Origin of the sequence: Salinisphaera sp. (assembly GCF_002729955.1) — a bacterium.
In the GTDB taxonomy this organism is placed as follows: Bacteria; Pseudomonadota; Gammaproteobacteria; order Nevskiales; family Salinisphaeraceae; genus Salinisphaera.
Map to the genome: position 1 here is coordinate 17,875 of NZ_PBYA01000018.1, position 24,624 is coordinate 42,498.

The following is a 24,624-nucleotide window of genomic DNA, read 5'->3' on the forward strand; positions in this document are numbered from 1 at the left end:
TTCCTTGTCGATCACTGGGCATCTCCCGTATGCGGCCGGCCTTCGCCACAGCGTTTGAGAAAGGTGCGCAGCATTTCATGGCCGTGTTCGGACAGAATCGACTCGGGATGGAACTGCACGCCTTCGGCGCCCGTGGGCGTATGGATCAGGCCCATGATTTCGTCCATTTCGCCGTCTTCGGTTTCGGTCCAGGCGGTGATCTCGAAGTCGTCCGGCAGCCCGTCGCGGGCAACGATGAGCGAGTGATAACGGGTGGCGGTGAGCGGGTCATCAAGGTTTTCGAACACGCCGCGCCCGGTATGACGAATCACCGATGTCTTGCCGTGCATGACCTGGCGGGCACGGGTGACCTGGCCGCCATAGGCCTGGCCGAGTGCCTGATGGCCCAGGCACACGCCGAAGATCGGCAGCCGATGGGCCAGACGCTGGATCAGCTCGACCGATACGCCGGCTTCGTCCGGCGTACAGGGGCCGGGTGAAACCACGATACCGGCAGGCTTGAGTTCCTCGATATCCTCGACCGTGACCTGGTCATTGCGTACCACATGGACTTCGGCTTCGAGCTCGCCGAGGTACTGCACTAGGTTGTAGGTGAACGAGTCGTAGTTATCCAGCATGAGAATCATTGTTCACCCCCGTTGCCCGGCGTGCTGGCCTGGGCACGCGTGCTTAGGCCGCGCTCGGCGATCGCCGCGGCTCTCATCACCGCCTTGGCCTTGTTCATGGTTTCTTCCCATTCCGCGTTCGGCTGCGAGTCGGCCACGATGCCGCCGCCGACCTGAACATGGATTTCGCCGTCCTTGAGCACGGCGGTGCGAATGGCGATCGCCAGGTCCATGCTGCCGTTGCCGGCCAGATAACCCACCGCGCCGCCGTAGACACCGCGTTTGACCGGCTCGATTTCGTCGATGATCTCCATGGCCCGAATCTTGGGCGCGCCCGAAAGCGTGCCGGCCGGGAAGGCCGCGCGCAGCGCGTCCATGGGCGTGAGGTCGTCGCGCAGCTTGCCGGTGACGTTCGACACGATATGCATGACGTGCGAATAGCGCTCGATGGCCATGCGTTCGGTGAGCTTCACGCTGCCCGGCTGCGAAACCCGGCCGACGTCGTTACGCCCGAGATCGATGAGCATCAGATGCTCGGCGATCTCTTTCGGGTCGTCGAGCAGGTCCTGGGCCAGCGCTTCGTCCTCGGCATCGCTCGCGCCGCGCTTGCGCGTGCCCGCGATCGGGCGAACGGTGACCTCGCCGTCCATCGCACGCACCAGAATCTCCGGCGAGGCGCCCACCACGTGGTGATCGCCGAAGTTGAAGTAGTACATATAGGGCGACGGGTTCAGGCTGCGCAGCGCTCGATACAACGACATCGGCTCGGCGTTGAACGGCGCCGACAGGCGCTGGCTGGGCACCACCTGCATCACGTCGCCGGCCTGCGTGTAGTCGCGAATGCGGCGCACCGCGTCTTCGTAACCGGCCTGGGTCAGCCCGGAGACGAAACGGCTGTCGTCGAGCAGTTCGGCCGCCGTGTCGCCGGCCTTGGCGCGGGTCGTGCTGGTGGTCAGCGGCTGTTCGAGCCGGTCGAGCAGGGCGTCGAGCCGTTCGGCCACGCGTTCGCGGTCTTCGCTGTCGCCCTCGACATGGTGGGCGACGCAATAGAGCTTGCCCGAGAGATTGTCGAAGATGACCAGCTCTTCGGCGATCAGCAGCAGGATATCCGGCAGATCGAGCGGATCGTCCTTGCCGGCGCCGCCCGCGGCCAGGCGCGGCTCGATATAACGAATGGTGTCGTAGCCGAAATAGCCCACCAGCCCGCCGGTCAGACGTGGCAGTTCGGGCAGGCGTGGGAGCGGCCGGGCATCGTTGAAGGCCTGAATCCAGGCCAGCGGATCATCGGTCTCGATCTGTTCGACGATGGCGTCGTCGCGCTCGTGAACGAGGCTGCGGCCGCGTACGCGAATACGCTCGGCACAGGGCAGGCCGATGATCGAATACCGGCCCCAGCGCTCGCCGCCCTGAACCGATTCCAGCAGGAACGAATAGGGCGCATCGGCCAGCTTCAGATAGGTCGACAACGGGGTGTCGAGATCGGCCAGAGCCTCGACCACCAGCGGCACGCGCGGGTGGTGCAGCGAATGGGCGGATTCGCGGTTGGAAGAAGACGAATTGTTCATGAAATCACTCGATCGAAAATCGCAAGAAGTGCGCGCTCACTCGGCCGGGTGGCCGGTTGGAATACGCGCGAGGGCATGCCCGGGCTTTTCAGCCCCGCCGGTTGCCTTCCCGCCATCGCCAGGCCGCATCGAAGGCGCGGTTGGCGGTGTTCTTGAATCGATTCGAAGTCATGTCGGTCGTCGTTCGTCTCGGGCGTCTGATACGCCGTAGTGGGCCAATGCTGACGTATCTGGCCGGGCTTGCCAAGTCGGCGGCCGGGTCGCGGATGCGGGATGGCGCGGCACAAAGCGACGGCGGCGGGCGCACGCGATGCGATAGCGCGGGGGCACGCTCGCTCGCCGACGCCGCCGGGCTTTCATCATGGCGGTCAACGGATGGGCGTAGCCGCGATCGTGCACCCCCTGGAGAGGGCTGTTAAGAAAGAATATTTTGCGCAGATCGTCGAAATGGGTCGCACACCCCCGGCGTGATTCGGGAAATTTTCGTTGCGGTTTTTGCGTGAAAACCGCGTAGCCAAAGGGTCCTGGCCGCACAAAGCCGACTTTGCATTTGAAAACAATTGTTTTCGAACAACGGACGGTGATAGGTTTCTGCCGGTCGGCTGGTCGTCATCGGCAGAATAAATAGTGCACAAACAAATGCTTGTGCGGTTTCAAGATGGCGTGTCGTCGTGGGGGATAACAGGCAGCGAGGAATGAGGCCGTGCACTCATGTCCAGGAGGAGACTGTCATGCCTGTTATCAACGTTCGCCCCGCGGCATGGGCGATCGCCCTGTGTCTTGTTGCCATTGCCGGAATGGGCCCTCACCGCATCGCTCGAGCCGGCGATGAGGAAGTCGCGCCCTCGATTGGCGGCGGCGACGGCGGCGAGCCGTCGAACGATGGTTTCTACGATCGATTCATTCAGGACAGGCTCTATCTCAAGCCGGCGGTGTCCTATCTGGATTTCAGCGCCCTGAAGAGCACGGAGCTGACTCTATCTGGCGTCGAGTTCCCGGCATCGCTTGCGGTGGACAACGGCCCCATCGCGGGTGCGAAGGCCACCATCGCGAACCAGGCGATCGCCACTGTCGGTATCGGCTACAACATTCCGGGTACGGGGCGACATCTGTCGCTGGAAACGATCATCGGCAAGCCGATCGATATCGATTTTGTCTCCCAGCCGGGCGCGCTTCGCGATCGCTCACTGGCGCCCACGGCTGATCTGGCCAACCTCGTGACCGGCGACAGCGTGCTCGAACAGGCGCTGGGGCAGACGCTGGGCGATCTCGGCTCGGCCGTGAATTCGGCCACCGGCCTGCTCGATACAGGCATCCCGCCGCTCGGGCAGGAACTCGGCAGCGTGAAGAGCCTGCCGATCATGATGACGCTCACCTATCATCCGTTTCCGGATGCCTTCGTGCGCCCCTATATCGGTGCGGGCGGGGTGTATCTCTACAACTACAACGCAAAGATCAGCAACGACGTGCTCACCGAGGTGAGCGATCCCGGTTTCGACGTGTCGTCGACGCCGGGCTATCTCCTGCAGGCCGGGGTGGACGTGGGCTCGCCCCAGGGCGGGTTCTTCGGCTTTCTGGATGCCCGCTATATCGGTGGTGCGACGGTGAAAAGTCACTTGTCGGACGTGAACGTCCGTCTCAACAACGCCGCCCTGGCCGATACGCTCGGCCTGCTCGGCTACGGCGGGGATATTGCCGTGGGCGATGCCGATATCGAGCTCGAAATCAACGCCATGATCTACAGCGCCGGGGTCGGCTATCGGTTTTGACCAGGGCAGCTCTGTATAACCTCTCTCGGTTCGCGTTCGAGTCCTCACAGACGGAGCGACGGCGACAGGTTGTGATGAGCTTCCTCAAGCAGCCGGGTGGCGTGCCGCCTCGGGCCGCTCAGCCCAGCTCGGCGCGCATGTCGGCAATGACTTTCGCGTAATCCGGCTGGCCGAAGATCGCCGAGCCGGCGACAAAGGTATCGGCGCCGGCCTCGGCCACGCGGCGGATGTTGTCGGTCTTGATGCCGCCATCCACTTCCAGGCGAATATCGCGGCCCGAGGCGTCGATAATCTCGCGCGCTTCGGCGATCTTGCCGATCGCTTCCTCGATGAAGGCCTGGCCGCCAAAGCCCGGGTTGACCGACATGATCAGCACGATATCGACCTTGTCGAGCACGTATTTCAGCCATTCCAGCGGGGTGGCCGGGTTGAATACCAGCCCGGTCTTGCAGCCGGCATCCCGCGCCAGCTGCAGGCTGCGATCGACGTGTTCGCTGGCTTCCGGATGGAAGGTGATCGAGCTTGCCCCGGCCTCGGCGAAGGCGCTGATCATGGCATCCACCGGCTTGACCATCAGGTGCACGTCGATGGGCACGTTCGGATGGCGGGCCTTGAGCCGCTTGGCCAGGGCTGCGCCCACCGGCGGGCCGAAGGTCAGGTTCGGCACGTAGTGGTTGTCCATCACATCGAAATGAATCCAGTCGGCGCCGGCATCGATGACGGCTTCGCATTCATCGCCTAGGGCGGCCAGGTCGGCCGCGAGAATCGAAGGAGCGATGAGCGGCGCGCGCGAGGAACGGGGCATGGCTTAAAACCGTGGATCGAATAGCGGCGCTAGTTTACGCTTTGCGGATTGTTCTGTGTCAGTCGAGCCTGAATGAGCGTTCTTCTATCCTTGCATGCCCTCGCCGCCGTGATCTGGGTGGGTGGGCTGTTCTTTCTGGTGGGCATCCTGCGCCCGGCGGCCTCATCGGTTCCGCTGGCCGATCGGCTGCCGCTGCTGTCCACTGCCATGGGACGTTTCTTTCTGTGGGTATGGATTGCCATCATCGTGCTGCTGGTTACCGGCAACACTATGATCTTCATGCTCGGGGGCATGGGCAGCGCGCCGCTTTATATCCACCTCATGCAGCTGCTGGGCTGGGCGATGTTTCTGTTGTTCGGGCATATGTTCTTCTCGCCCTGGCGGCGGGTGCGCGTGGCGCTTTCGGCCGGCGCGCTGGCCGATGCCAGCCGGGCGATGAGCCAGCTGCGCCTGTTCGCGGCGATCAACCTCGTGCTCGGCCTGGTCGTGGTCGTGATCGCCACCGGCGGGCGTTACTGGCTGGCCTGATGGCCGATCGGGGCAGCGGCGCTGCTAGAATCGCGGCCGTCATTCAGCCAACGCCGCAGCGGCCCTAGCCCCATGCCCGATACCTTATTCGAGTCCGACCTGCACAGCGTGCCGCTGCTCATGCGCGGCAAGGTGCGCGATGTCTATGCGGTGGGTGACGACCATCTGCTGATCGTGGCCACGGATCGGCTGTCGGCCTTCGACGTGATCCTGCCCGACCCCATTCCGGGCAAGGGCAAGGTGCTCACGGCGGTTTCGAATTTCTGGTTCGACCGCTTTGCGAACGATATCGTCAATCATCGGGCCGACATGCCGTTGGCCGAGGTGCTGACCGACGCCGAAATCGAGCAGGTCGGCTCGCGAGCGATGCTGGTCAAACGTCTGGATGCCCTGCCGGTCGAGGCCGTGGCTCGCGGCTATATCATCGGTTCCGGCTGGAAGGACTATCAGGCCACCGGCACGGTCTCGGGCATCGAGCTGCCGGCCGGACTCGAACAGGCACAGCAGCTGCCGGAACCCATCTTCACGCCTTCCACCAAGGCGGAGGCCGGCGAGCACGACGAAGCCATCGATTTCCAGGCGGTCGTCGGACTGATCGGCGCTGAGCGCGCGGCCGAGGTGCGCGACGCCACGTTGTCGATCTACCGCAATGCGGCCGCCTACGCACGCGAACGCGGCATCATCATCGCCGATACCAAGTTCGAGTTCGGCGTCGACGGGGCCGGGCAGCTCGTGCTCATCGACGAAGTACTCACCCCGGATTCCTCGCGTTTCTGGCCGGTATCCGACTATGCCACCGGCATGAGCCCGCCGAGCTTCGACAAGCAGTACGTGCGCGATTATCTGGAGACGCTGGACTGGGACAAGACTGCCCCCGGCCCGCGCCTGCCGCAGCAGATCATCGACAACACGGCCGCCAAGTATCGCGAAGCCTGGACTCGTCTCGCAGGTTCCGACTGAACTGATCGGCGGTCGTTGGGCGGCCGCCGCCCCCGACGTTAATCTGCCCTATACCCGCCTGCGTTTTGCGCACGGCGGGTAATTTTTTCCCAAGTGCGAAAAGAAATCTTGTCGAATTGAGGTGAATTCGGCTATCGTTCCGCGCCTGTGTTCGAACCACCGAAAGCCAATGCCCCTTTGGGTTTCCGGCGGTTCGAGGGGCGATTTTCATGCTGCGCAATCAGTCCATTGCGCAGAACGTCAGTAGTTATACAGATGCCGCTGTGCTATCGATGACATGCCCTAATGGGATGAACCCTGTCGAAGAAGCGGGGACGGTCGAACACGACAACGAAGACATCATCGTGCGGGGAGACGCGAAAATGGTGATAGCGCTAGAAGGCGGATCGAACGAGCCGGCAAGCCTTTCCCGGCCGCTGGCGTCATGCGCCGTTTTTCGCCGCCTGTCGGTCGCCGCGAGCATGTCGAGGGCGCCCCGGCAGCTCGGCGGCGCGCCGGGTCAGGTATCAGGCGAAACCCAGGTCCAGTTTTCGACGCAGTCGGCCGGATACCCTGAACGGTTTCCAGACCGGCCGGCGTGCCTGGGCGAGACGGTCGGCCACGGCAAAAATTACCGCCGGGTCGTGGCCCAGGCCGCAATGGCTGCTGGTCACTTCGATGTTCTCGGCGATCGGGCCGGCGACTTCCTGACAGGATTGCCAGGGCACCACGCCGTCGGTTCGACTGAATATGGAGCTCGTGGGCACGGGCGGCGGCGCCACCATCCGCGGGCTGGCGCGATCGTCGCCGCCGGGATAGTGCCCATGCAGGCGCCGATACAGCCGGGCGATGTTCGAGCCGCTGGGGGCATGCGCGAACGGCGAGCCCATGGTGATCACACAGCGGGTATCCGCGGCATAGTCCTTGGCAAGCCGGCGCGCATACACACCGCCGAGACTCCAGCCGATGATGCTGATCGGCCCACCCACGGTATCGCGCAGCTGCTCGTAGCGCTGGGCGGCACCGGCATAGAGATGGCGGGCCCCGGAGTTCGTTCCCTGGCCCCAGCCGTAGGCGCGATAGCCGATCTGGTCGAGCAGCCGGCGCAGCGGCCAGGTGGACCAGTCGCCGGCACCGAGCCCCGGCAGCACGAGTACGACATCGCCTTCGCCCCGCGGCAGCGATTTCCGCAATGAGCCATGTACGCGCATGAACCGCGAAAGACTGGCCACGCTGCGCAGCAGCTCGGTACTCAACAAAGCGTTGCTGGGCGGGGCCGGTTCGGGCGTGGCCTTGGAGGCACTTATTTCTGTCATGACACGGTCTTCCGGCAAAGGTAAGCGATGAATAACTTCATAATGCAACCGGGCGCCGGGGCCGGCAACTGTGGCTACAGCCAGACCCCGGCCAGCGTGCGGCTGCAGCAGCCCCGTAGCGGATTCAACCGGTCTATCGGCGGTCTTGCCACGGGCTTAAAGACCGCTTCCAGCACGCGATGGTTCAATAACGAACGGCAACGGCCTGTGGTTCACATGGCCTGCGTGCCAGCACGAATAGCAGTGCAGCGTCAGGCGCGGGCCGCGGGCAGGCGCCTGGCGACTGCCTGTGCTTGCTACAGCGTACGGTCGGCGTGACGTCTGGGATGCGCGTTTTCCCGAACGTCAGGCAGAGCTGGGCCGCGGTCTTGGCGATCGTCCTCGTGTTGCTGTGTGCGGGCTGTGGATCGCATGCCGAGAAGGCGTCGGCCGAACTGCCCCAGGGCAAGGCGGTACGGGTTGTCGAGGTCGAACCCAACGACGAGCCGCGCACGTTTGCCTTGTCGGGCGTGACCCGAGGCGGCAGCCGCGCGAGGCTGGCCTTTCAGATCGGTGGCCGGATTTCGGATATCGAGGTGCAGGTCGGCAGCGAGGTCAAGAAGGGCGACGTCATCGCGCGGCTCCAACAGCCCGGACTGGAGCAGGGTGAAGACGCGGCCCGTTCCCAGGTGGCCCAGGCGCGCGCCCAGCGCGACCAGGCAGAACGCGACCTGGACCGTGCACAAACCCTGTATTCGCGGGATGCCGCCACCCAGCAGACCCTGGAGAACGCCCGCGCCCGTGCCGAGGCAGCCCGGGCCCAGTTGCGGGGGGCCCAGGCGCAGCTCGAACAGGCCAGCCGCGGCGTGGCCCAGCAAACGCTGCGCGCGCCGATCGACGGCACGATCGAGATGGTGCTGTTCGAGCCGGGCGAGGTGGTGCCGCCGGGCCAGCCCATCGTGGGCCTGTCCGGGGCGCAGAAGATCGAGGTGGCGATCGGCATTCCCGAACGCCTGCTCGCTTCGGTGGAAACCGGACAGCCGGCCCAGCTCACCCTGCCGTTGTTCGACAATCGCAAGATTACCGGCACCCTGACCGCCGTCTCCCATGCGGCCGGCGGGCCGGGGCGGTTGTTCGAGGCGGTGATCGGCATCGACCGGTCGGCCGATATCGTGCCGGGCATGAGCGTGGTCTGGCACGTGTCGGTGCCGCCCAAGCCCGGCGTGCTGGTGCCGCCGGATGCCATCGCGCGCCCGGGCGGTATCGACCAGACCTTCGTGTATCGGGTGGACGGCGGGCGTGCCCATGCCGTGCCGGTGGAAACCTTCGAGATCGTGGATCGAAAAGTGCTGGTTCGCGGCGAGCTCAACGCCGGCGACCGCGTGGTGGTGGAAGGCCTCGACAACCTCGCGGACCAGGCCCGTATCCGGGTGCTTGGCGGTGACTGACTGGCCCTATCGCATTCTCACGAACGCGCGCCTGATCGCAGCGCTTGTCGGGGTGCTGGTGATCGCGGGCGCGGTCAGCTTCTATACGATGGATCGCCAGGAGAACCCCTCCTTTCCCTATCGCGGCGCGATCGTGATCATCCCGTTTCCCGGCGCCAGCGCCGAGCGCGTCGAGCGGCTGGTGCTCGAGCCGGCAGAAACGCAGATCAATGAGATCGACGAGATCTATACGCTGGGCGCGATCGCCCAGCAGGATGTCGGCGTCTTTTCGATCGAGCTGCGCGGCGATGTCTACAACACCGCCGAGGTGTGGGATCGGCTGCGGGTGGCGCTGGACAACGCCAAGCGCGATTTTCCGGACGGCGTACTGGAGCCGCGCGTCAACGACCGCATCATCGATTCGAGCCTGATGATGCTGGCGGTGACCGGCGATGCCTCGCCCATGGAGCTCGCCGAGGGCGCCCGAACCCTGCGCAAGGCGCTGCTCGACGTGGATGGCGTGGCCTCGACCTCGCTCTACGGCGACCCGGGGCGCCAGGTCACGGTCGCCATCGAGGATGCGGTGATCGATCGCTATGCGCTGTCGCTGGCCCGCATTGCCCGCGATATCAACGAAAGCAACCAGGTCAAGGGCGGTGGCTCGCTGCGCCTGGGCGATGCCTCCATCAATCTCAATCCGCAGGTGGATTTTCAAAGCGTCGAACAGATCGGCGAAACGCCTATTCGCATGGTCTCGGGGCAGACATTGCCGCTGGCCTCGATTGCCGATGTGTCGCTCATGCCCGAATCGCCGCCGCGCGACGAGTTCTGGTACAACGGCCGGCGCGCGGTCGGCGTCGAGGTGGTGGCCGCGCGTGGCCAGAACCAGGTCGAACTGGGCCAGCGGCTGCGGGCAGCGGCGGCCGAAGTGGGCGAACGTATCGCCCCGCTTAGAATCGGCGAAGTCTTCTATCAGCCGGCGCTCACCCAGAATCGCCTGCACAACCTCTCGCTCAATCTGTTGAGCTCGATCGCCGCGGTGATGGCGGTGCTGGTGTGCTTCATGGGCTGGCGCATGGGGCTGGTGGTGGCGACATTGCTGCCGTTGGTCACGCTCTCCGCGCTGGCGGTCTATGCCATGGGCGGCGGCGTGTTGCATCAGGTCGCAGTGATCGGCCTGGTGGTGGCGCTCGGCGTGCTCGTGGATAACGCCATCGTGATGACCGAGGAGGTTCAGTACGGCCTCAATACCGGTCAGAGCCCCCAGCAGGCCGCGGCCGCGGCGATTCGCTCGCTCGCCGGGCCGCTGTTCGCGGCTACCGGGACCACGGTCGCCGCCTTCGTGCCGGTGCTGCTTGCCGAGGGCAATACCACCGACTTTGTGCGCGCCCTGCCGATCACCATCATCGTGTCGCTGTCGGCGAGCTATCTGTTCGCGGTCACGGTCACGCCGCTGATTGCCCATCGCTTTCTCAAGCCGGAGACCCGCCAGGGCCGTGATCGGCTCAACGCGCTGGGAGAGTGGCTGGCCCGGGTCACCCTGGCTCGGCCGCGCACGCTGATGCTGGCCAGCGTCGGGGCGTTCGTGCTGGCGATGGCGCTGGAGCCGTTTCTGGGCGAAACCTTCTTTCCCGAGGCCGACCAGAACATCGTGGTAGTCGACGTCGTGCTGCCTGACGGGGTGCACCAGTCGAGCACGGCGGCTGCGGCGCGCCAGGTCAACGATGTGTTGACGACCCACCCAGGCGTCAAGGCGCTCTACAGCTTCGTGGGCACGGGTGGCCCGCCGTTCTACTACAACCTGCAGAAAACGCCGCGTGCGCCCAACCTCGCACGGCTGGTGGTCCGCACCGACGGTCTGGCCCGCAATCAGGAGCTCATCGAGTTTCTCGACGACTACAAGCAGACCCACCTGCCCAGCGCCCAGATCATCGCGCGCAAGCTCAGCCAGGGGCCGTTGGTTACCGCGCCGCTGGAAGTCGAGATCTATGCCGATACCGCGGCCGAACGGCTGGCAGCGACCGACAAGATCTACGGCGTGCTGCGCGACCTGCCCGGTACGCGCAATGTTCGCCATACCCTGGGCAGCGGCGTGCCCGGGCTGGATTTCGATATCAACAGCGCGATCGCCCGGGACTTCAAGGTCTCGCCGGTGGACGTGGCGAATTCGATCCGCAGCCACAGCGACGGCCTGATCGTGGGGGAATATCGCGGCGGCGACAGTCCCATGTTCATACGCCTGCGCTCGCCGGAGGGGGAGCTGTCGGACCCGGCCGCGTTAGAGACGGTCAACGTCTACAACGATCGCGGCGAGCACGTGCCGCTGATGCAGGTCGCCACGCCGCGGCTCGAAGTCGCCCCCGGCGCGATCCGGCGCAAGGACGGCGCCCGCTATGCCGCGGTCTACGGCGAGCTGAAAGAGGGTGTGGCCTACAGCTCGGTCATCGGCCCGTGGAAGGACAAGGTCGCCGCGCTGGATCTGCCCGCGAGCACCCGTCTGGTCTGGCGCGGTTTTGCGGCCACCTCGGGCGATGCCAATGCGGCGGTGCTGGGCATGGCGCCGTTGGGCATCGGTCTGCTGCTGCTGTTTCTGCTGATGCAGTTCAACTCCTTCGTCCGTATCGGGCTGGTGCTGCTGACCGTGCCCTTTGCCATCGTCGGCGTGATTCCGGGTCTGCTGCTGCTCGATATTCCTTTCGGCTTCATGCCCATGCTGGGCCTGTTCGCGCTGGTGGGCATCGTGGTGAACAACGCCATCGTGCTGATCGACGTAATCGACCAGCGCCTGGGCGAGGGCGCCTCGCTCGCCGAGGCGGTGGCGGATGCAGTACAGCGGCGTACCCGCCCGATCGTGCTGACCACGGCCACCACCATCGTTGGCCTGCTGCCACTGGCGTTTTCCAGCGCCACGCTCTGGCCGCCGCTGGCCTGGTCGATCATCACCGGCTTGCTTGCCTCCACGGTGCTTACGCTCATGGCCCTGCCGGCGTTCTGCCAGACGGTGCTGGCCTGGCGCCTGCGCTGGCCGCGCTCGCCTTCGACCGCGACCACCGCGCTGATCGCCGCGCTCACTCTGGGGATGGCGAGCATGAGCGTGACCCCGCCCGCTGTTGCCCAGGATGAGCCGGGTCAGGGCGAGGCCATGGCCACGGTCGGTTTTGCCGCCAGCCTGCGGCGTGCCGCCGCACGCGCGAGCGTGCGCGCCGATACCTACGACGCCGAGGCGGCCCGTCATGCCGCAGACGCCCTGCGCCGGATCTCGCGTTATCCCACGCTGAGCGTGAACGGCTACTACTCGCGCAGCGAAGACGAACCCCGCTATACCCTCGGCGGCGACGAGGGCGATTTCAACGACATCGTGCTGAATACGCCGGCCGGCGACATACCGGCGTCGGTGGTGGGCGACGGCTATTCGGTCACCGTACGCGGCGAGCGCGAGCAGCGCGGTGCGACCGTGGCGCTGCGCCAGCCGTTGTTCAATCTCGCCACCCAGCGCTATCTGTCGGGCGCGGCCGAGGATCGCGTCTCTGCCGCCGACTGGCTGGCCCAGCGCAGCCGGATCGAGAGCATGGTCGATGCGGCCAATGCCTATATCGACGTGCTTTCGGCCGAGGCCCAGCTCAAGGAAGCCCGGTCCCTGGTCAATAATCTCGAAAGCCGTAACGCCCAGGTCGATGTGCTGCGCGATACCGGCAACGCCCTCAAGAGCGAAGCCCTGAGCGTGCGCTATGCCCTGAGCGAGGCAAGGCAGCGCCTGGGCGAATTCGACAGCCAGCTGTCGCTGGCGCAGGCGAACCTGGCGCGCACGATCGGGGCGGATCGTCCGGTGCGTGCGCTGGCGCTGGATTTCGAGCCGCCGCCGCTGACGCGCAGCGTCGATGCGCTGGTCGACACCGCGCTCGCCGAGCGCCAGGACCTGGCCGCGCTCAACGCCGGCATCGAAAGCGCGCGCCAGAACAGTCAGGCGGTATCGGCGGCGCGTCTGCCCACCCTCGATGCGGTGGCCAGCTCCAGCTATGCCGACGGCGACCCGGCGCTGCCCGACAACGATAATCGCGTGTCGCTACAGGTGAGCTGGACGCCCTTTGCCGGCGGCGCGATCAGCGCGCGCAAGGCCCAGGCCGAAGCCGAGCGCAACAAGCTGCTGGCCCAGCTCGACGATGCCCGCACCGGCATCGCGCTCGAGGTGAGAAAGGCGGTGGCCGACTATCGCAACGCCCAGTCGCGCTATCGCACCGCGCGGCTGGGCCTGGACAGCGCCCAGGCGACCCGGCGTACGCGCGCCGCACAATGGGACGTGGGCGAGCTGGGCATTCAGGAATTGCTGGAGGCCGAATCCGACGTTGCCCGCAAACGGGCCGAGTACGACGTGGCCGGCTATCGAAAGGTATCAGCCTGGGTGGCCCTGCAGGGCGCACTCGGCGCGGGCGATCGGCTATACGACCTGCCGGCCGGTAATGAGCCATTGAAGGATCCTGCCACGCCGAATTCCAACCCCGTTTATCCGGACGAGCCGGCCTCCGCTGCCGGCGCCGACGGCGGGATACGGCATGCCCGCCGATCGATGCCGGTGGAGGGCGCGCGCTCCGATCCGTCAGCTTTTGACGTCGCGACCCGCCGCGCCGAGCCGGCGACAGCTGCGGCCTCGCCTGCAGAGCGCGGCGCGTTCGGGCGCCTGGCCCGATTCAGACCGATCGAATGGCGTGCCGCCTATTTCACGCCGCGCGGCCCTGTACCGGCGTCGCAGCTCAAATCCGCAAACATCGGCGTCGGCCGTCTACGGCTGAGCCAGTGGCAACCGCCGAGCGGCGGCGATGGCACAGGCAGGACCACGAACACGAACACGAAAACGGATTCGGCCTAGCTTTTCGCGCTTCATCAATACCTGGTGCAACAGGAGGAATACCATGACGGCACAGCAGACCAAAACGATACTTCTGACCGGCGGACGCGCCCCGGCCGCGCTGGAACTGGCGCGCATATTCTCTCGCCGCGGCGCGCGCGTGGTGGCCGTGGACAGCTGCGGGCCGTTCATCTGCGAGCATTCGCGGCATATCGTGGCGTCGCGGCGCGTGCCGTCGCCGCGCTTCGAGCCGGAAAAATATGCCAACGCGGTGCTGGGCTTCATCCGCGAGCAGAAGGTGGATCTGGTGGTGCCCTGTACCGAGGAAACTTTCTACCTCGCCCAGATGCGCGACCAGTTCCTCGGCGACTGCGAACTGTTGTGCGAGCCCATCGACAAACTGCGCCGGCTCCACCACAAGGGCGACTTCATGAAGTGGGCCGACAGCCTCGGCATGAGCACGCCCAAAACCCAGGTGTTCACCAAGGAACAGAACATCGCCGACAAGTTCGAAAGCGTGAAGGCCCAGCTGAACTCGGGCCAGCCGTTCGTGCTCAAACCCGCCTTCACCCGCTTTGCCAACGAAGTGATCATCAGTTCCGACGGTCGTTACGAGCCGTTCGATATCAAGGCCTTCGCCGGCGGGCGCGATCTCGTCTACCAGCAGTTCCTGCCCGGGCGTCAGGTCAACACCTTTGCCCTCGCGCACGAAGGCAAACTGCTGTTCAACGTGGCCTATCACGGCGACTGGACGGCCGGTAAGGGGGCATCCATTCATTTCGCGCCGGTCGACCATGGCGGCTGTCGCGAGTGGATCGAGGCGTTCGTGGCCAAGACGAACTTCAGTGGCCAGATTTCCTTCGACTTCATCCAGGAAGCCCGGACCGGCAAGGTGCGCCCGATCGAATGCAATCCGCGGGTGACCTCAGGCGTGCATCTGCTGGCCGAGATTCCCGAAGTCTACGATGCCTATGTAAACAAGACGCCGGTGGAGCTATCGTTCGATCGCCTCAAGGCGGCGCAGGTACGCCTGGCGATGGTGACCTTCGGCATCCTGCCCAATCTGCGCAAGCCGAGAAAGCTCGCCAAATTCGCCTGGCAGTTCGCGCGGGCCCGCGACGTGGTGCTGGATACCTCCGACCCGCGGCCGTTCTTCTATCAGTTCTATATCTACCAGCACTTCATGCGTCGGGCGCTGCTCAAGCGCGTGCCGCTGCAGCATGTGGCGATCGAGGACATGGTCTGGAACGACGACGTGCTGTGCATGCAACCGGTCAGCGAGCTCGAGGCGCGCGGCGCGTAATCAGGCCGCGTCGCTGCGCTGCGCGGCGCTGGCATCGGCGGCCGGGGCATCGTTGGCGCTGGCCTGGCGGGTGAGCTCGCTGTCGAGCATGCCGATGATGCGATTGCGATCGATACGCTGGTCCTTGATGGCCAGGAAATAGGCATAGCCCATCGCGCGGGTGTCGTTCTTGCCCGCGCGCTGTTCCAGGTCGGCGCCGTGGTCGATCATGAAGCGCAGCATCTTCGGGTCGTTGCGCTGGATGGCATAGAACAGGCCGGTGAGCTTCTCGCTGTCTTCGCGCGGGTCGGCGGCATCGATATCCAGGCCGTGGGCGAGATAGAAATCGGCACAGCCGTAGGGATCGTCGAGACGGGCCTCGCGTTCGAAGATATAGACCAGCCCGCCGGCCTCCTGTAGCTCGGGCACGTCGGCCTCGCGCTCGGCGACCTGGTCGAAGTCCCGCTCGCAGAAACCGGGCGGCTCGGCCACGGCCTGGGCCGTTTCGTCGTCGGCGGGATCGGCGGCGCCGGCCTGGGGGCCGGCGTCGTGGGTGGCCAGCGCGGGCTGATCGCCCTGGACCTCGGTTCGATCCGCGTCCGGCGTGATGTAGCCCGGCCCGCCGGCCAGCCAGAAGATCACCAGGCCGAGAAAGATCGCAACGATAACCGTAATGAAGAAGATGGGTTTCATGGGCGTTTCCTGGGTTACTCCCGGACGGATTCAGGCCAGTTGTAGAAGGCGGGCCGGTGGGGCTTAGCGATCCTTGTTATCGCCGAACAGGGCGTCGAGCTTGTCTTCGTATTCGTGATAGCCCAGATGTTCGTAGAGCTCGCTACGGGTCTGCATACGATCGACCACGTGCTTCTGGGTGCCGTCGGCACGAATCGCGCCGTAGACTTCGAGCGCGGCGTTGGCCATGGCCCGCGAGGCCGACAGCGGATAGAGCACCATGCCCACACCCTGGTCGGCCAGTTCGGTGGTGGTATAGAGCTCGGTCTGGCCGAATTCGGTGATATTGGCCAGTACCGGCACGCCCAGCTCGGTGAAGCGCTTGTACATTTCCAGGTCGGTCATGGCCTCGGCGAAGATGAAGTCGGCGCCGGCTTCCACACAGGCCGCAGCCCGTTCGACGGCCGAGTCCAGGCCCTCGACGGCCAGCGCATCGGTACGCGCCATGATCAGCATCTCGTCGCGGGCGTCGGCGGCTGCGGTCACGCGTTCGGCCATTTCCTCCTTGGAAACAATCGCCTTGCCCGGCCGATGCCCACAGCGCTTGGCCGCGACCTGATCCTCGATATGCACACAGGCCGCGCCCGCGCTTTCGAAGAGCTTGACCGTGCGCGCGATATTGAAGGCGCTGCCCCAGCCGGTATCGATATCCACCAGCAGCGGCACATCGGTGGCATAGGTGATACGGCGTACGTCTTCGAGTACGTCGTTCATGGTGGTCATGCCCAGATCGGGCAGCCCGTAGGACCAGTTCGCCACGCCGCCGCCGGACAGATAGATCGCCTTGAAGCCGCTGTGTTCGGCCAGCATCGCGGAATAGGCGTTGATGGCCCCCACGATCTGGAGCGGGTTTTCGGTTTCGAGCGCGGAAAGAAAGCGTTGGGCTGCGGACATGATGCTCTAACGATCGGATTGAATGACGAGCGCCAGCTTAACGCAAGCCCGGCCGGTCGCGGTGCCCGAGCGTTACCGAAGACGGGATCGAACCGGCGGCCGAACGCCGTCCGGCCGCCATGCACGCCCCGGGTCAGACCAGCCAGCGCGTGGCGAACTTGATGAACCAGCGCGTGAAGCCCTTGTAGGGCGGCAGGAACAGAAAGCTCAGCGAAAAGCGCTCGCGCACCACCGCGCGCTCGTGGCTGAAGGCCTTGAAGCCGTAGTGCCCGTGCGAGTTGCCCAGCCCCGAATTGTTGACGCCGCCAAACGGCAGGTTGGCGTGCAGAAACTGCACCATGGAATGATTCACGCAGGAGCCGCCGGCGCTGGTGTTGGACAGCACCTTGTCGATGAAGTCCTTGTCGCGTGCGAACACGTAGAGCGCCAAGGGTTTGGGCTGGGCATTGATCTGGTCGATCACGCGGTCGGCGTCGGTAAAGGGGATGATGGGCAGTACCGGCCCGAAGATCTCTTCCTGGAGTACGCGCGCGTCGTGGTCGACGTCGGTGAGCAGGGTGGGGGCGATGTAGTTGTCGTTGTTGGCCTCGACCCCGCCCATGGACACGCGCGCGCCGCGCTCGGTGGCGTCGTCGATGAGGCTTTTTACCCGGGCATAATGCTTGTCGTTGACGATGCGGCAGTAGTCGCCGTTCGAGGCCATCTGTGCTTGGTCGCCGTAGAGCTTGGTCATGGCCTTGCGCATGGCCTCGACGAAGCTGTCCAGAATATCGGTATGGACATACATGTAGTCGGGCGCGATACAGGTCTGGCCGTTGTTGGCGAACTTGCCCCAGGCGAGGTTCTTGGCCGACTTGTTGATGTCCGCGGTCTTGTCGACGATCACCGGCGACTTGCCGCCCAGTTCGAGCGTTACCGAAGTCAGATGTTCGGCCGCGGCGCGCATCACGATCTTGCCGACCGCCGGCGAGCCGGTGAAGAAGATATGGTCGAAATGCAGGCCCAGCAGGTGCTGTGATGTCTGCACCGCCCCCTGTACGACCGCCACTTCGTCCTCGTCGAAGATGTCGGCCACGATCTCGTCCATGAGCTGGGCGCAGTGCGGCGTCATTTCCGAGGGCTTGAGGATGACCGTGTTGCCGGCCGCGAGTGCCGAGATCAGCGGCCCGAAACTCAGGTTGATGGGGTAGTTCCAGGGCGAGATGATCAGGCATACGCCCTTGGGTTCGTTACGCACCTCGGCCGAGGTGCCGAACATGAGCAGCGTGGGACGCTTGCGCTCGGGCTTCATCCAGCCCTTGAGATGGCGGATCGCATGGTTGGCTTCCATGACCACCGGCAGGATTTCGGTGATATCGACTTCCGGCGCGGGTTTTGCGAAGTCCGCATGGCAGGCCTTGTAGATCTGTTCGCTGCGATCGAACATCGCCTGGCGCAGGCGCTTGATCTTTTCGATGCGCTCGGCCGCGGTGGATGTCCGCAGCGACAGGGCCTTGACCTGCTGGGCCGCTAACAGCCGTTCGGTGCGGCCGTGGTCGGCCTCCGCGGGTGCGCCCGCAGCAATGTTCTCTACGGCGGTACTCATGTGAATCCTCCTGTCTCGACGTCCCACGGCAGGGGCGTTGCTCGCATTATTCGAATGTTATGTCAGGTTCTTGCCAGCGCGGCCAGTGGCAGCGCTTACGACTCGGTCGCCATGTCCAGGCGTTGGGCCGCGCGCTCGGCCAGCGCCGGTGCCCGTGCATGGGCCTGGAAGAAGATATGCGCGAGTACGCGTACCACGCGCCGGTGATCGCGGGTGCTGCGATGGCCCAGCGGCAACACGATTGCCTCGATAAGTGAAATGAAGGCGCGCGCCATGTCGTGCGTCGAGCCTTCCACGCTCAGGGCCTGGCTGGCACGGGCTTCGTCGAGCAGCTGTTCGATCGCTTCGGATGCCTGGGCCTCGAAGGCCTCCTGCACGGCAATGGCGGCTTCGACTTCGGCCGTGCTGGGTTTGAGCCAGTAGCCGGCAATGCCCTCGGCCAGGCGCGGGTCTTCGACCAGATGTTCCAGGCCCGCGAACATCGCGAATATCTGTTCCACCGGATCGCTTTCGTCGGCCACGGTTTCGAATACGTGGGCTTCGAAGATGCCGATCAGGCGCTGCATGGCATCGGCATAAAGCGTTTGCTTGCTGTCGAAGTGCCAGTAGAGCGCGGCCTTGGTCACCCCGGCCTCGTGGGCCAGACGGGTCATCGACACGCCGTCGTAGCCAAAGCGCCCGAATGCACGAAATGCCGCATCGCAGATGCGTTGGCGGGTTTGCCCCGGGTCGGTGTCTACCGGTCGTGCCATGCCTTGTCGTCGCCAACCAACTAAAACCCGACGTTAGCACAGTCTATTGACTAACCGGTCGATTAATTAATAAAGTTACATCGTGCAATGTAATAAACCGATCGGTAGGGCGCAAGCGCGCCGCCGGTCGTGTCCCTGCCGTTAACGCGAGGAGATCGCATGAATACAATGACAATGGCCGAAGCGCGGGCCCATGACCGCAAGCGCTGGCTGTGGCCGATGGGCTTCGGCATCATCATCATCGTGGCTGCCCTGGCCCTGACCGGCTGGCTGACGGGCCAGACCTGGCTCATATTCGCCGGGCCGATCGTGGTTTATGGCGTGGTGCCCGTGCTCGACCTGCTCATCGGCAAGGACAGCACCAACCCGCCCGAACGCGTACTCGATATCCTCGAGGACGACCCCTTCTATCGCTACTCGACCTATATCTATGTGGTCGTACAGCTCATTCTGTTCGTGGCCGTTTGTGCCATCATCGGTACCCAGGATCTGACCTTCTGGCAGTGGCTGGGCTTTGTGAGCACCATTGGCATGCTCTCCGGCGTGTCGATCAACACCGCCCACGAGCTCGGCCACAAGAACACCGCCATCGAGAGCTGGCTGGCCAAGATCGCGCTTGCGCCGGTGGCCTACGGGCATTTCTATACCGAGCACAATCGCGGCCATCACAAGAACGTGGCTACGCCGCACGACCCGGCCAGTGCCCGCATGGGTGAGCCGTTCTGGCGTTTTCTCGTGCGTACCGCCGGCGGCAGCGCGCGCTCGGCGCTCGACATCGAGAAGACGCGCATGGCGCGCAAGAACCGCAGCTTCTGGAGCGTGCACAACGAAGTGCTGCAATCCTGGGGCATGACGGTCGTGCTCTGGGGCGCGCTGATGCTGGCCTTCGGTATCGAACTGCTGCCGTTCCTTGTGCTCCAGGCCCTGATCGGCGCCTCGCTGCTGGAAGCGGTGAACTATGCCGAGCACTACGGCCTGCTGCGCAAGAAGCTGGACAACGGCCGCTATGAACGCTGCCAGCCGGAGCATTCCTGGAACAACGATCACATCGTGACCAACATCTTCCTGTTCCATCTGCAGCGCCATTCCGACCACCACGCGCACCCGACCCGGCGCTATCAGTCGCTGCGTCACTTCGACGAAGCGCCGCAGCTGCCCACCGGCTATGCCGGCATGATCGTGCTGGCCTACTTCCCGCCGCTCTGGTATCGCGTGATGGACAAGCGGGTGGTGGCCCACTACGACGGCGACCTGCGCCGGGCCAACCTGCAGCCGGGCAAACGCGAGCGCCTGCTGGCCAAGTATCCGCCGCCGGCCACCTCGGCCGATGCGTCTGCCTAGCGCGATCGCTGCGTAATCAAGGAATCGCCGTCGTACGGCGGTTTTGGTAGCCTTGAATTCCACCGAGCGGGCGCCGTTATCGCGGCGCCCGAACTTGCTTTAGCGCAATAGTTTATAAAGGACGTCAGATGAAGAAATGGCAATGCATTGTCTGTGGTTTCGAGTACGACGAAGCCGAAGGCATGCCGGACGAGGGCATCGAGCCGGGCACCAAGTGGGAAGACATCCCCGACGACTGGACCTGCCCCGACTGCGGCGCGCCCAAGGACGATTTCGAAATGATGGAAGTCGACTGATCGTCGCCATCGTTCGCCACGCACGGGCCGCAGCGCGGCCTGTCATTTGATCTCACTCGAGAGCACGCATGGATCCGATCATCATCGTCGGTACCGGGCTTGCCGGCTACGGCACGGCCCGCGAATTTCGCAAGCACGACAAGGAGCGCCCGCTGGTGCTGATCACCCGCGACGACGGCGCCAACTACTACAAGCCGGATCTGTCCGAGGCCCACGCCAAGAACGCCACGCCCGACGATCTGGTCAAGAAAGACGTCGATGCCATGGCCGAAGAGCTCGACGCCACAATCCATACCCATCGTCAGGTCGAATCCATCGACCGCGGAAACCGTCAGATCGTGCTCAACGGCGACACGCTCACCTACCACAAGCTCGTGCTCGCCTTCGGCGCCGATCCCATCGTGCTCAAACTCGCGGGTGATGCCACCCAGGCCATCCACAAGGTCAACAACCTGTTCGACTATCGCAGTTTTCGCTCGAATCTGGGCGATGCAAAGCATGTGGCGATTCTCGGCGCTGGCCTGATCGGCTGCGAGTTCGCCAACGACCTGGTCGAAGCCGGCTACGAGGTATCGATTGCCGACCCGGCCGACTGGCCGCTGTCGCAGCTGCTGCCCAAGGCCTGTGGCGAGGCGGTCGAGCGCGGCCTGGCAAAGGCCGGCGTGCACTGGCATCTGGGCCATGCCGCTACCGGCGTGCATCACAGCAACAAACAGCTGCAGATCCTGCTCGACAACGACGAAAGCATTCATGCCGATGCCGTGCTGTCGGCGGTCGGCCTGCGGGCCGGTATCGATCTGGCCGAAAAGGCCGGGCTCAAGATCGACAAGGGCATCGTCGTCGATCGTACGCTGGTCACCAGCGACCCGAATATCTATGCGCTCGGCGACTGTGCCGAAGTCGACGGCCAGTGGCGGCCCTATGTCGGGCCGCTCATGCAGTGTGCGCGCACGCTCGGCAAGACCCTGGCCGGCGGCGACGGCGAAACGGCCGGCCGCGTGAAATACCCGACCCTGCCGATCATCGTGAAGACGCACGTCTGCCCCGTGGTGGTCATGCCGCCCGTCGAAAGCGGTGGCCAGTGGGAAATCGACGGCGACATGCCCGATTTCGAAGCCCGCTGCATGAGCGAGGACGGCCGGCTTATCGGCTTCGCGCTCACCGGCGAGGCCACCAACAAACGTCGCGACTACATCAAGGAAGCGCCACCGCTTATGGCATAGTCCGTGGGGATCGGCCGCCCCACGGGGCTGGAAGATTTGCCCCGCTCGGGCGCCCCAGAGCCACACGGGCCGCCCGAGCCGCTCTTTCTGGCCGATTGGCTGGATCGTCAGCTTTCCGGCCGCGACGCGAAGGGGCACCGCATACGAAAGATTCAGCGAATACCGTTCCACGGCGATTGGGTGCCGATTGTTCTGAGCTTCGCGCTTCTCTTTGTTCTGGGTTTGCCGTATCGCTGGCTTGCGCGAATTGAGTTCATCGAAGTAGATCCGGCGCGGGCGACAGTACAGCTTTGGTATCTACTGATTGCACTCGCGCTGGGCTTGCGTATTGGCTGGGTGCGACGGCTTCTTTTTGAATTGGAAGTGCGCCGCGACGAGCGGCGACGGACATGGCATCGGCTAATGGAGCGCAAGCCCGTTCGGAATTATTGTGGATACCGCAAGTACGTGAAACGCCGGTTGAATCTGTTCGGCGCGGTTATTTTAGCGGGCGTAGGGATCGGCGTTTTTCGCCTCCACTGGTCTGCATTCATCGCAGACATGACATATATCTGGAATGGTGTCGTCGACCCGAGCCTTGACGGCTTCCCTGCTGCGGTTGGCAAACCAGATGTTTTGTTTGCGGTGCTTGTCGTATACGGGGGGGATTGGATCGTGTTCTTCACACATTTGTTCTTGCGTAAACCGACCGTTTAGCACGCCTTCAAACGTCGGTGTTTTGTTCCCAGCTCGTTGCTGCCCGGCTCGTGTTTTAACGCGGCTGTCGTCTTCCCTATAGGAATAGACTCTGGGTCTGTTCCAGAGGATGTGCAGCTCATGGAAAACGGCGCTGTATTCAAGAGTAACCGCAGCCGCGGGATGCGTCGGCCCGAGGTCGCGCCGGACGCCGAGCCGTGGAGAAGCGGGTTTGAGCAGCGCGGCGTCAGTGGCGATTTCATGCGCCAGCGCGAGCAGCCGGCCGCACGGAAATAAGACGCCCCGGCTAAGCGGCGTTCCGGGCGCCGCGCTTTGCGAGCGCTGCCAGCCGCGTGCCCGCCAACCGAGCACCCTTGATATTGCCGGCCATCGGCCCGAGCTGAAGGCTGGCCGGGCGGCCGAGCAGATGCAGGCCCGGCGCGGCTTCGAGATTGTCGTTGATGAACACATGGCCGTCGCTGTCGCAGCGCAGGTCGAGCGCGTCGATGGTATGGCCGAGCAGGCTGTCGGGGCGGGCGTGGTTTTCGAAGCCGGTGGCCAGAATCACGCGATCGGCATCGATACGCCGGCCGTGCGCTAATACCAGGCCGTTGGCATCCGTCGATTCGACGTCGCCCCGCCGCCAGGCGATATCGCCGGCCGCCAACGCGGCGGTGATACGCGCCAGGACATCCGGCGGCAGGGTGCCGGGCTGGCGGGCATTGGCGAGCAGGGCGGTCCGCGCCTCGATCGGCGTGCGGGCAAACGGCGTGAGGCAACGCGGGCCGGCATAGCAGGGGTCGCTATCGAAATCGGCCCGTCGCGGCGGCGTACGCGTGACCCAGCACACCGTGTGTCCGAGTTCCTGCAGCTTGAGTGCGAGCTGGGCGCCGGTGATGCCACCGCCGACCACGGCGACCCGTGCCGATGCATATCGGTCGATCGCGAAATCGGCGTCGTAGACGTGTTCGCAGCCCGCCGCCGCCACGGGCCGGTAGGGCGCATTGGGGCCCAGCGCCAATACCAGCCGTCGCGTGTCGTAGGCGCGGCCGTTCGTGGCGTGAACGCGCCAGCCCCGGGCCAGACGTTCGATGCGCTCGCCGCGCGTAGCGATACGCTCGGGGCCGGCTAGGGCGTGGCGGGCATGGGCTTCGAACAACGCGCGGGCCGGGCGACGGTAGTAGCCGAGTTCGTGGCCGCTGTCGAAACCGTTTTCCGCTGCGAATGCGCGCAGGGCATCGGCACGCCGGCCCAGGTGATGGGCGTTGGAAGAGCGCAGATAGATCATGCCGCAGGCGTCGGCCCGGCGCTGCCAGTCGGCCAGGGGGTGGCGGTCGTCGAGTACCGCGAGCCGTGCAGCGGGCGCGGCCGCTGTGATCGCTTGTGCCGCGAATGTGCCGTGCAGGCCGCCGCCGACGATCAGCCAGTCGTACATCAGCGCAGGCGCGCGGGTTTAACCGAGCTTGCGCAGCTGGCGGGCGGTCAGCAGCCAGCGCAGGGTGCCGGTGCCGCCGTCCGGCGGGCCGGGAAATTCCAGCAGGGCGGCGCCGGCCTTCTTGAAGGCCATGAGCCGATCACGCCGGCGGGTCAGGCTCCAGGATACCCAGGTGGCCAGATCCGGCTCGTGACCCACCAGCACCAGACGACGATCGCCGAAGTGGGTGTGCAGGTATTCATCGAGCGCGGCCATATCCACCGGCGGGGCGAGCACGTTGGCCTCTTCGATGGTGGCATCGTCGAGATAGCCGGACAGGATCTCGGCGGTCTGCACCGCGCGGACCAGCGGGCTGGTGACGATATCGTCCACCGCCAGATCCTTGAGCGCTGCGCGCAGCCCGGCGGCGGCCGCACGGGTACGGCGCATGCCTTCCGGCGTGAGCGGTCGCTCTTCGTCGGACAGGCCCATGCCGTGGGCCTTGTCGGCGTCGAGCGCGATGCCGTGACGTATGACGATGATATCCATGGCGCTATTGTCGCCCGTGAATGCAACCACCGCCACTACGCGCGGCGGGAAAATGCGGCTCGCGACTATCGAAAATCGTCGCCGGCAAGAAAAATTTTATCGTCG

The 24,624-nt window shown here is 64.8% G+C and carries 21 protein-coding genes; 11 read left to right on the forward strand and 10 right to left on the reverse strand.

Annotated elements, in window-relative coordinates; all coding sequences use genetic code 11:
- Positions 1–11: 11 nt before the first annotated feature.
- Positions 12–626: an aminodeoxychorismate/anthranilate synthase component II gene (locus CMN27_RS04930; protein WP_293624488.1), complete on the reverse strand. Its 615-nt coding sequence runs from the start codon at positions 624–626 to the stop codon at positions 12–14.
- Positions 623–2,170 (reverse strand): anthranilate synthase component I, encoded by a 1,548-nt coding sequence (trpE, locus tag CMN27_RS04935; RefSeq protein WP_293624490.1) that lies wholly within the window; start codon positions 2,168–2,170, stop codon positions 623–625. The genes CMN27_RS04930 and trpE overlap by 4 nt, the downstream gene beginning before the upstream one ends.
- Before the next feature lie 731 nt (positions 2,171–2,901).
- On the opposite strand from trpE, the gene CMN27_RS04940 reads away from it, so the two are divergent.
- Entirely contained in the window at positions 2,902–3,939 is a 1,038-nt protein-coding gene (locus CMN27_RS04940; protein WP_293624492.1) for an OmpW family outer membrane protein, read from the forward strand.
- Between the two features lie 118 nt (positions 3,940–4,057).
- Here CMN27_RS04940 and rpe read toward each other — a convergent pair whose 3' ends face one another.
- Positions 4,058–4,744, reverse strand: coding sequence for a ribulose-phosphate 3-epimerase (gene rpe / locus CMN27_RS04945; RefSeq protein WP_293624494.1), 687 nt, complete (start codon positions 4,742–4,744; stop codon positions 4,058–4,060).
- Positions 4,745–4,816: 72 nt separating this feature from the next.
- Here rpe and CMN27_RS04950 point away from each other — a divergent pair, with 72 nt between their 5' ends.
- Positions 4,817–5,272 carry a CopD family protein gene (locus CMN27_RS04950; protein WP_293624496.1) on the forward strand — a complete coding sequence of 152 codons (456 nt, stop codon included), beginning with the start codon at positions 4,817–4,819 and terminating at the stop codon, positions 5,270–5,272.
- Between the two features lie 72 nt (positions 5,273–5,344).
- A complete protein-coding gene (locus tag CMN27_RS04955; RefSeq protein ID WP_293624498.1) occupies positions 5,345–6,232 on the forward strand; it encodes a phosphoribosylaminoimidazolesuccinocarboxamide synthase in 888 nt (295 codons plus the stop codon).
- Between the two features lie 506 nt (positions 6,233–6,738).
- On the opposite strand, the gene CMN27_RS04960 is transcribed toward CMN27_RS04955, so the two are convergent.
- Entirely contained in the window at positions 6,739–7,527 is a 789-nt protein-coding gene (locus CMN27_RS04960) for an alpha/beta hydrolase (protein WP_293624500.1), read from the reverse strand.
- A 368-nt stretch (positions 7,528–7,895) separates the two neighbouring features.
- Here CMN27_RS04960 and CMN27_RS04965 point away from each other — a divergent pair, with 368 nt between their 5' ends.
- The 3 genes from CMN27_RS04965 to CMN27_RS04975 are packed head-to-tail and all read left to right on the forward strand — an operon-like array spanning position 7,896 to position 15,079.
- Positions 7,896–8,954 (forward strand): efflux RND transporter periplasmic adaptor subunit, encoded by a 1,059-nt coding sequence (locus CMN27_RS04965; RefSeq protein WP_293624502.1) that lies wholly within the window; start codon positions 7,896–7,898, stop codon positions 8,952–8,954.
- Entirely contained in the window at positions 8,947–13,797 is a 4,851-nt protein-coding gene (locus CMN27_RS04970; RefSeq protein ID WP_293624504.1) for an efflux RND transporter permease subunit, read from the forward strand. The genes CMN27_RS04965 and CMN27_RS04970 overlap by 8 nt, the downstream gene beginning before the upstream one ends.
- 43 nt (positions 13,798–13,840) lie before the next feature.
- A complete protein-coding gene (locus CMN27_RS04975) occupies positions 13,841–15,079 on the forward strand; it encodes a hypothetical protein (protein ID WP_293624506.1) in 1,239 nt (412 codons plus the stop codon).
- Here CMN27_RS04975 and CMN27_RS04980 read toward each other — a convergent pair whose 3' ends face one another.
- From CMN27_RS04980 to CMN27_RS04995, 4 genes are all read right to left on the reverse strand, one after another.
- Positions 15,080–15,751 carry an ankyrin repeat domain-containing protein gene (locus CMN27_RS04980; protein ID WP_293624508.1) on the reverse strand — a complete coding sequence of 224 codons (672 nt, stop codon included), beginning with the start codon at positions 15,749–15,751 and terminating at the stop codon, positions 15,080–15,082.
- Between the two features lie 63 nt (positions 15,752–15,814).
- Positions 15,815–16,684 carry a methylisocitrate lyase gene (gene prpB / locus CMN27_RS04985; protein ID WP_293624510.1) on the reverse strand — a complete coding sequence of 290 codons (870 nt, stop codon included), beginning with the start codon at positions 16,682–16,684 and terminating at the stop codon, positions 15,815–15,817.
- 133 nt (positions 16,685–16,817) lie between these two features.
- On the reverse strand, positions 16,818–18,269 hold the full coding sequence (locus CMN27_RS04990; protein ID WP_293624512.1) for an aldehyde dehydrogenase family protein: 1,452 nt from the start codon (positions 18,267–18,269) through the stop codon (positions 16,818–16,820).
- A gap of 95 nt (positions 18,270–18,364) precedes the next feature.
- Positions 18,365–19,021 carry a TetR family transcriptional regulator gene (locus CMN27_RS04995; protein WP_293624514.1) on the reverse strand — a complete coding sequence of 219 codons (657 nt, stop codon included), beginning with the start codon at positions 19,019–19,021 and terminating at the stop codon, positions 18,365–18,367.
- A 159-nt stretch (positions 19,022–19,180) separates the two neighbouring features.
- Here CMN27_RS04995 and CMN27_RS05000 point away from each other — a divergent pair, with 159 nt between their 5' ends.
- The 5 genes from CMN27_RS05000 (at position 19,181) to CMN27_RS05020 (ending at position 22,853) form a co-directional block, all read left to right on the forward strand.
- Positions 19,181–20,362, forward strand: coding sequence for an alkane 1-monooxygenase (locus CMN27_RS05000; protein WP_293624516.1), 1,182 nt, complete (start codon positions 19,181–19,183; stop codon positions 20,360–20,362).
- 128 nt (positions 20,363–20,490) lie between these two features.
- Positions 20,491–20,658, forward strand: coding sequence for a rubredoxin (locus tag CMN27_RS05005; protein WP_037335711.1), 168 nt, complete (start codon positions 20,491–20,493; stop codon positions 20,656–20,658).
- A gap of 68 nt (positions 20,659–20,726) precedes the next feature.
- The gene (locus CMN27_RS05010; protein ID WP_293624518.1) at positions 20,727–21,881 is read left to right on the forward strand and encodes an FAD-dependent oxidoreductase; all 1,155 of its coding nucleotides are present in this window, start codon (positions 20,727–20,729) and stop codon (positions 21,879–21,881) included.
- 3 nt (positions 21,882–21,884) lie between these two features.
- Positions 21,885–22,577 (forward strand): hypothetical protein, encoded by a 693-nt coding sequence (locus CMN27_RS05015; protein ID WP_293624520.1) that lies wholly within the window; start codon positions 21,885–21,887, stop codon positions 22,575–22,577.
- 120 nt (positions 22,578–22,697) lie between these two features.
- Positions 22,698–22,853, forward strand: coding sequence for a hypothetical protein (locus CMN27_RS05020; protein ID WP_293624522.1), 156 nt, complete (start codon positions 22,698–22,700; stop codon positions 22,851–22,853).
- 10 nt (positions 22,854–22,863) lie between these two features.
- Here CMN27_RS05020 and CMN27_RS05025 read toward each other — a convergent pair whose 3' ends face one another.
- Positions 22,864–23,991 (reverse strand): FAD-dependent oxidoreductase, encoded by a 1,128-nt coding sequence (locus tag CMN27_RS05025; protein ID WP_293624524.1) that lies wholly within the window; start codon positions 23,989–23,991, stop codon positions 22,864–22,866.
- A gap of 18 nt (positions 23,992–24,009) precedes the next feature.
- On the reverse strand, positions 24,010–24,519 hold the full coding sequence (gene sixA, locus CMN27_RS05030; protein ID WP_293624526.1) for a phosphohistidine phosphatase SixA: 510 nt from the start codon (positions 24,517–24,519) through the stop codon (positions 24,010–24,012).
- Between the last annotated feature and the right edge of the window lie 105 nt (positions 24,520–24,624).

What these genes read in the sequence shown, in the direction of transcription:
- CMN27_RS04930 (WP_293624488.1), bottom strand. Translation starts at nt 626, where the DNA reads ATGATTCTCATGCTGGATAACTACGACTCGTTCACCTACAACCTAGTG.
- trpE (WP_293624490.1), bottom strand. Translation starts at nt 2,170, where the DNA reads ATGAACAATTCGTCTTCTTCCAACCGCGAATCCGCCCATTCGCTGCAC.
- CMN27_RS04940 (WP_293624492.1), top strand. Translation starts at nt 2,902, where the DNA reads ATGCCTGTTATCAACGTTCGCCCCGCGGCATGGGCGATCGCCCTGTGT.
- rpe (WP_293624494.1), bottom strand. Translation starts at nt 4,744, where the DNA reads ATGCCCCGTTCCTCGCGCGCGCCGCTCATCGCTCCTTCGATTCTCGCG.
- CMN27_RS04950 (WP_293624496.1), top strand. Translation starts at nt 4,817, where the DNA reads ATGAGCGTTCTTCTATCCTTGCATGCCCTCGCCGCCGTGATCTGGGTG.
- CMN27_RS04955 (WP_293624498.1), top strand. Translation starts at nt 5,345, where the DNA reads ATGCCCGATACCTTATTCGAGTCCGACCTGCACAGCGTGCCGCTGCTC.
- CMN27_RS04960 (WP_293624500.1), bottom strand. Translation starts at nt 7,527, where the DNA reads ATGACAGAAATAAGTGCCTCCAAGGCCACGCCCGAACCGGCCCCGCCC.
- CMN27_RS04975 (WP_293624506.1), top strand. Translation starts at nt 13,841, where the DNA reads ATGACGGCACAGCAGACCAAAACGATACTTCTGACCGGCGGACGCGCC.
- CMN27_RS04980 (WP_293624508.1), bottom strand. Translation starts at nt 15,751, where the DNA reads ATGAAACCCATCTTCTTCATTACGGTTATCGTTGCGATCTTTCTCGGC.
- prpB (WP_293624510.1), bottom strand. Translation starts at nt 16,684, where the DNA reads ATGTCCGCAGCCCAACGCTTTCTTTCCGCGCTCGAAACCGAAAACCCG.
- CMN27_RS04990 (WP_293624512.1), bottom strand. Translation starts at nt 18,269, where the DNA reads ATGAGTACCGCCGTAGAGAACATTGCTGCGGGCGCACCCGCGGAGGCC.
- CMN27_RS04995 (WP_293624514.1), bottom strand. Translation starts at nt 19,021, where the DNA reads ATGGCACGACCGGTAGACACCGACCCGGGGCAAACCCGCCAACGCATC.
- CMN27_RS05000 (WP_293624516.1), top strand. Translation starts at nt 19,181, where the DNA reads ATGAATACAATGACAATGGCCGAAGCGCGGGCCCATGACCGCAAGCGC.
- CMN27_RS05005 (WP_037335711.1), top strand. Translation starts at nt 20,491, where the DNA reads ATGAAGAAATGGCAATGCATTGTCTGTGGTTTCGAGTACGACGAAGCC.
- CMN27_RS05010 (WP_293624518.1), top strand. Translation starts at nt 20,727, where the DNA reads ATGGATCCGATCATCATCGTCGGTACCGGGCTTGCCGGCTACGGCACG.
- CMN27_RS05020 (WP_293624522.1), top strand. Translation starts at nt 22,698, where the DNA reads ATGGAAAACGGCGCTGTATTCAAGAGTAACCGCAGCCGCGGGATGCGT.
- CMN27_RS05025 (WP_293624524.1), bottom strand. Translation starts at nt 23,991, where the DNA reads ATGTACGACTGGCTGATCGTCGGCGGCGGCCTGCACGGCACATTCGCG.
- sixA (WP_293624526.1), bottom strand. Translation starts at nt 24,519, where the DNA reads ATGGATATCATCGTCATACGTCACGGCATCGCGCTCGACGCCGACAAG.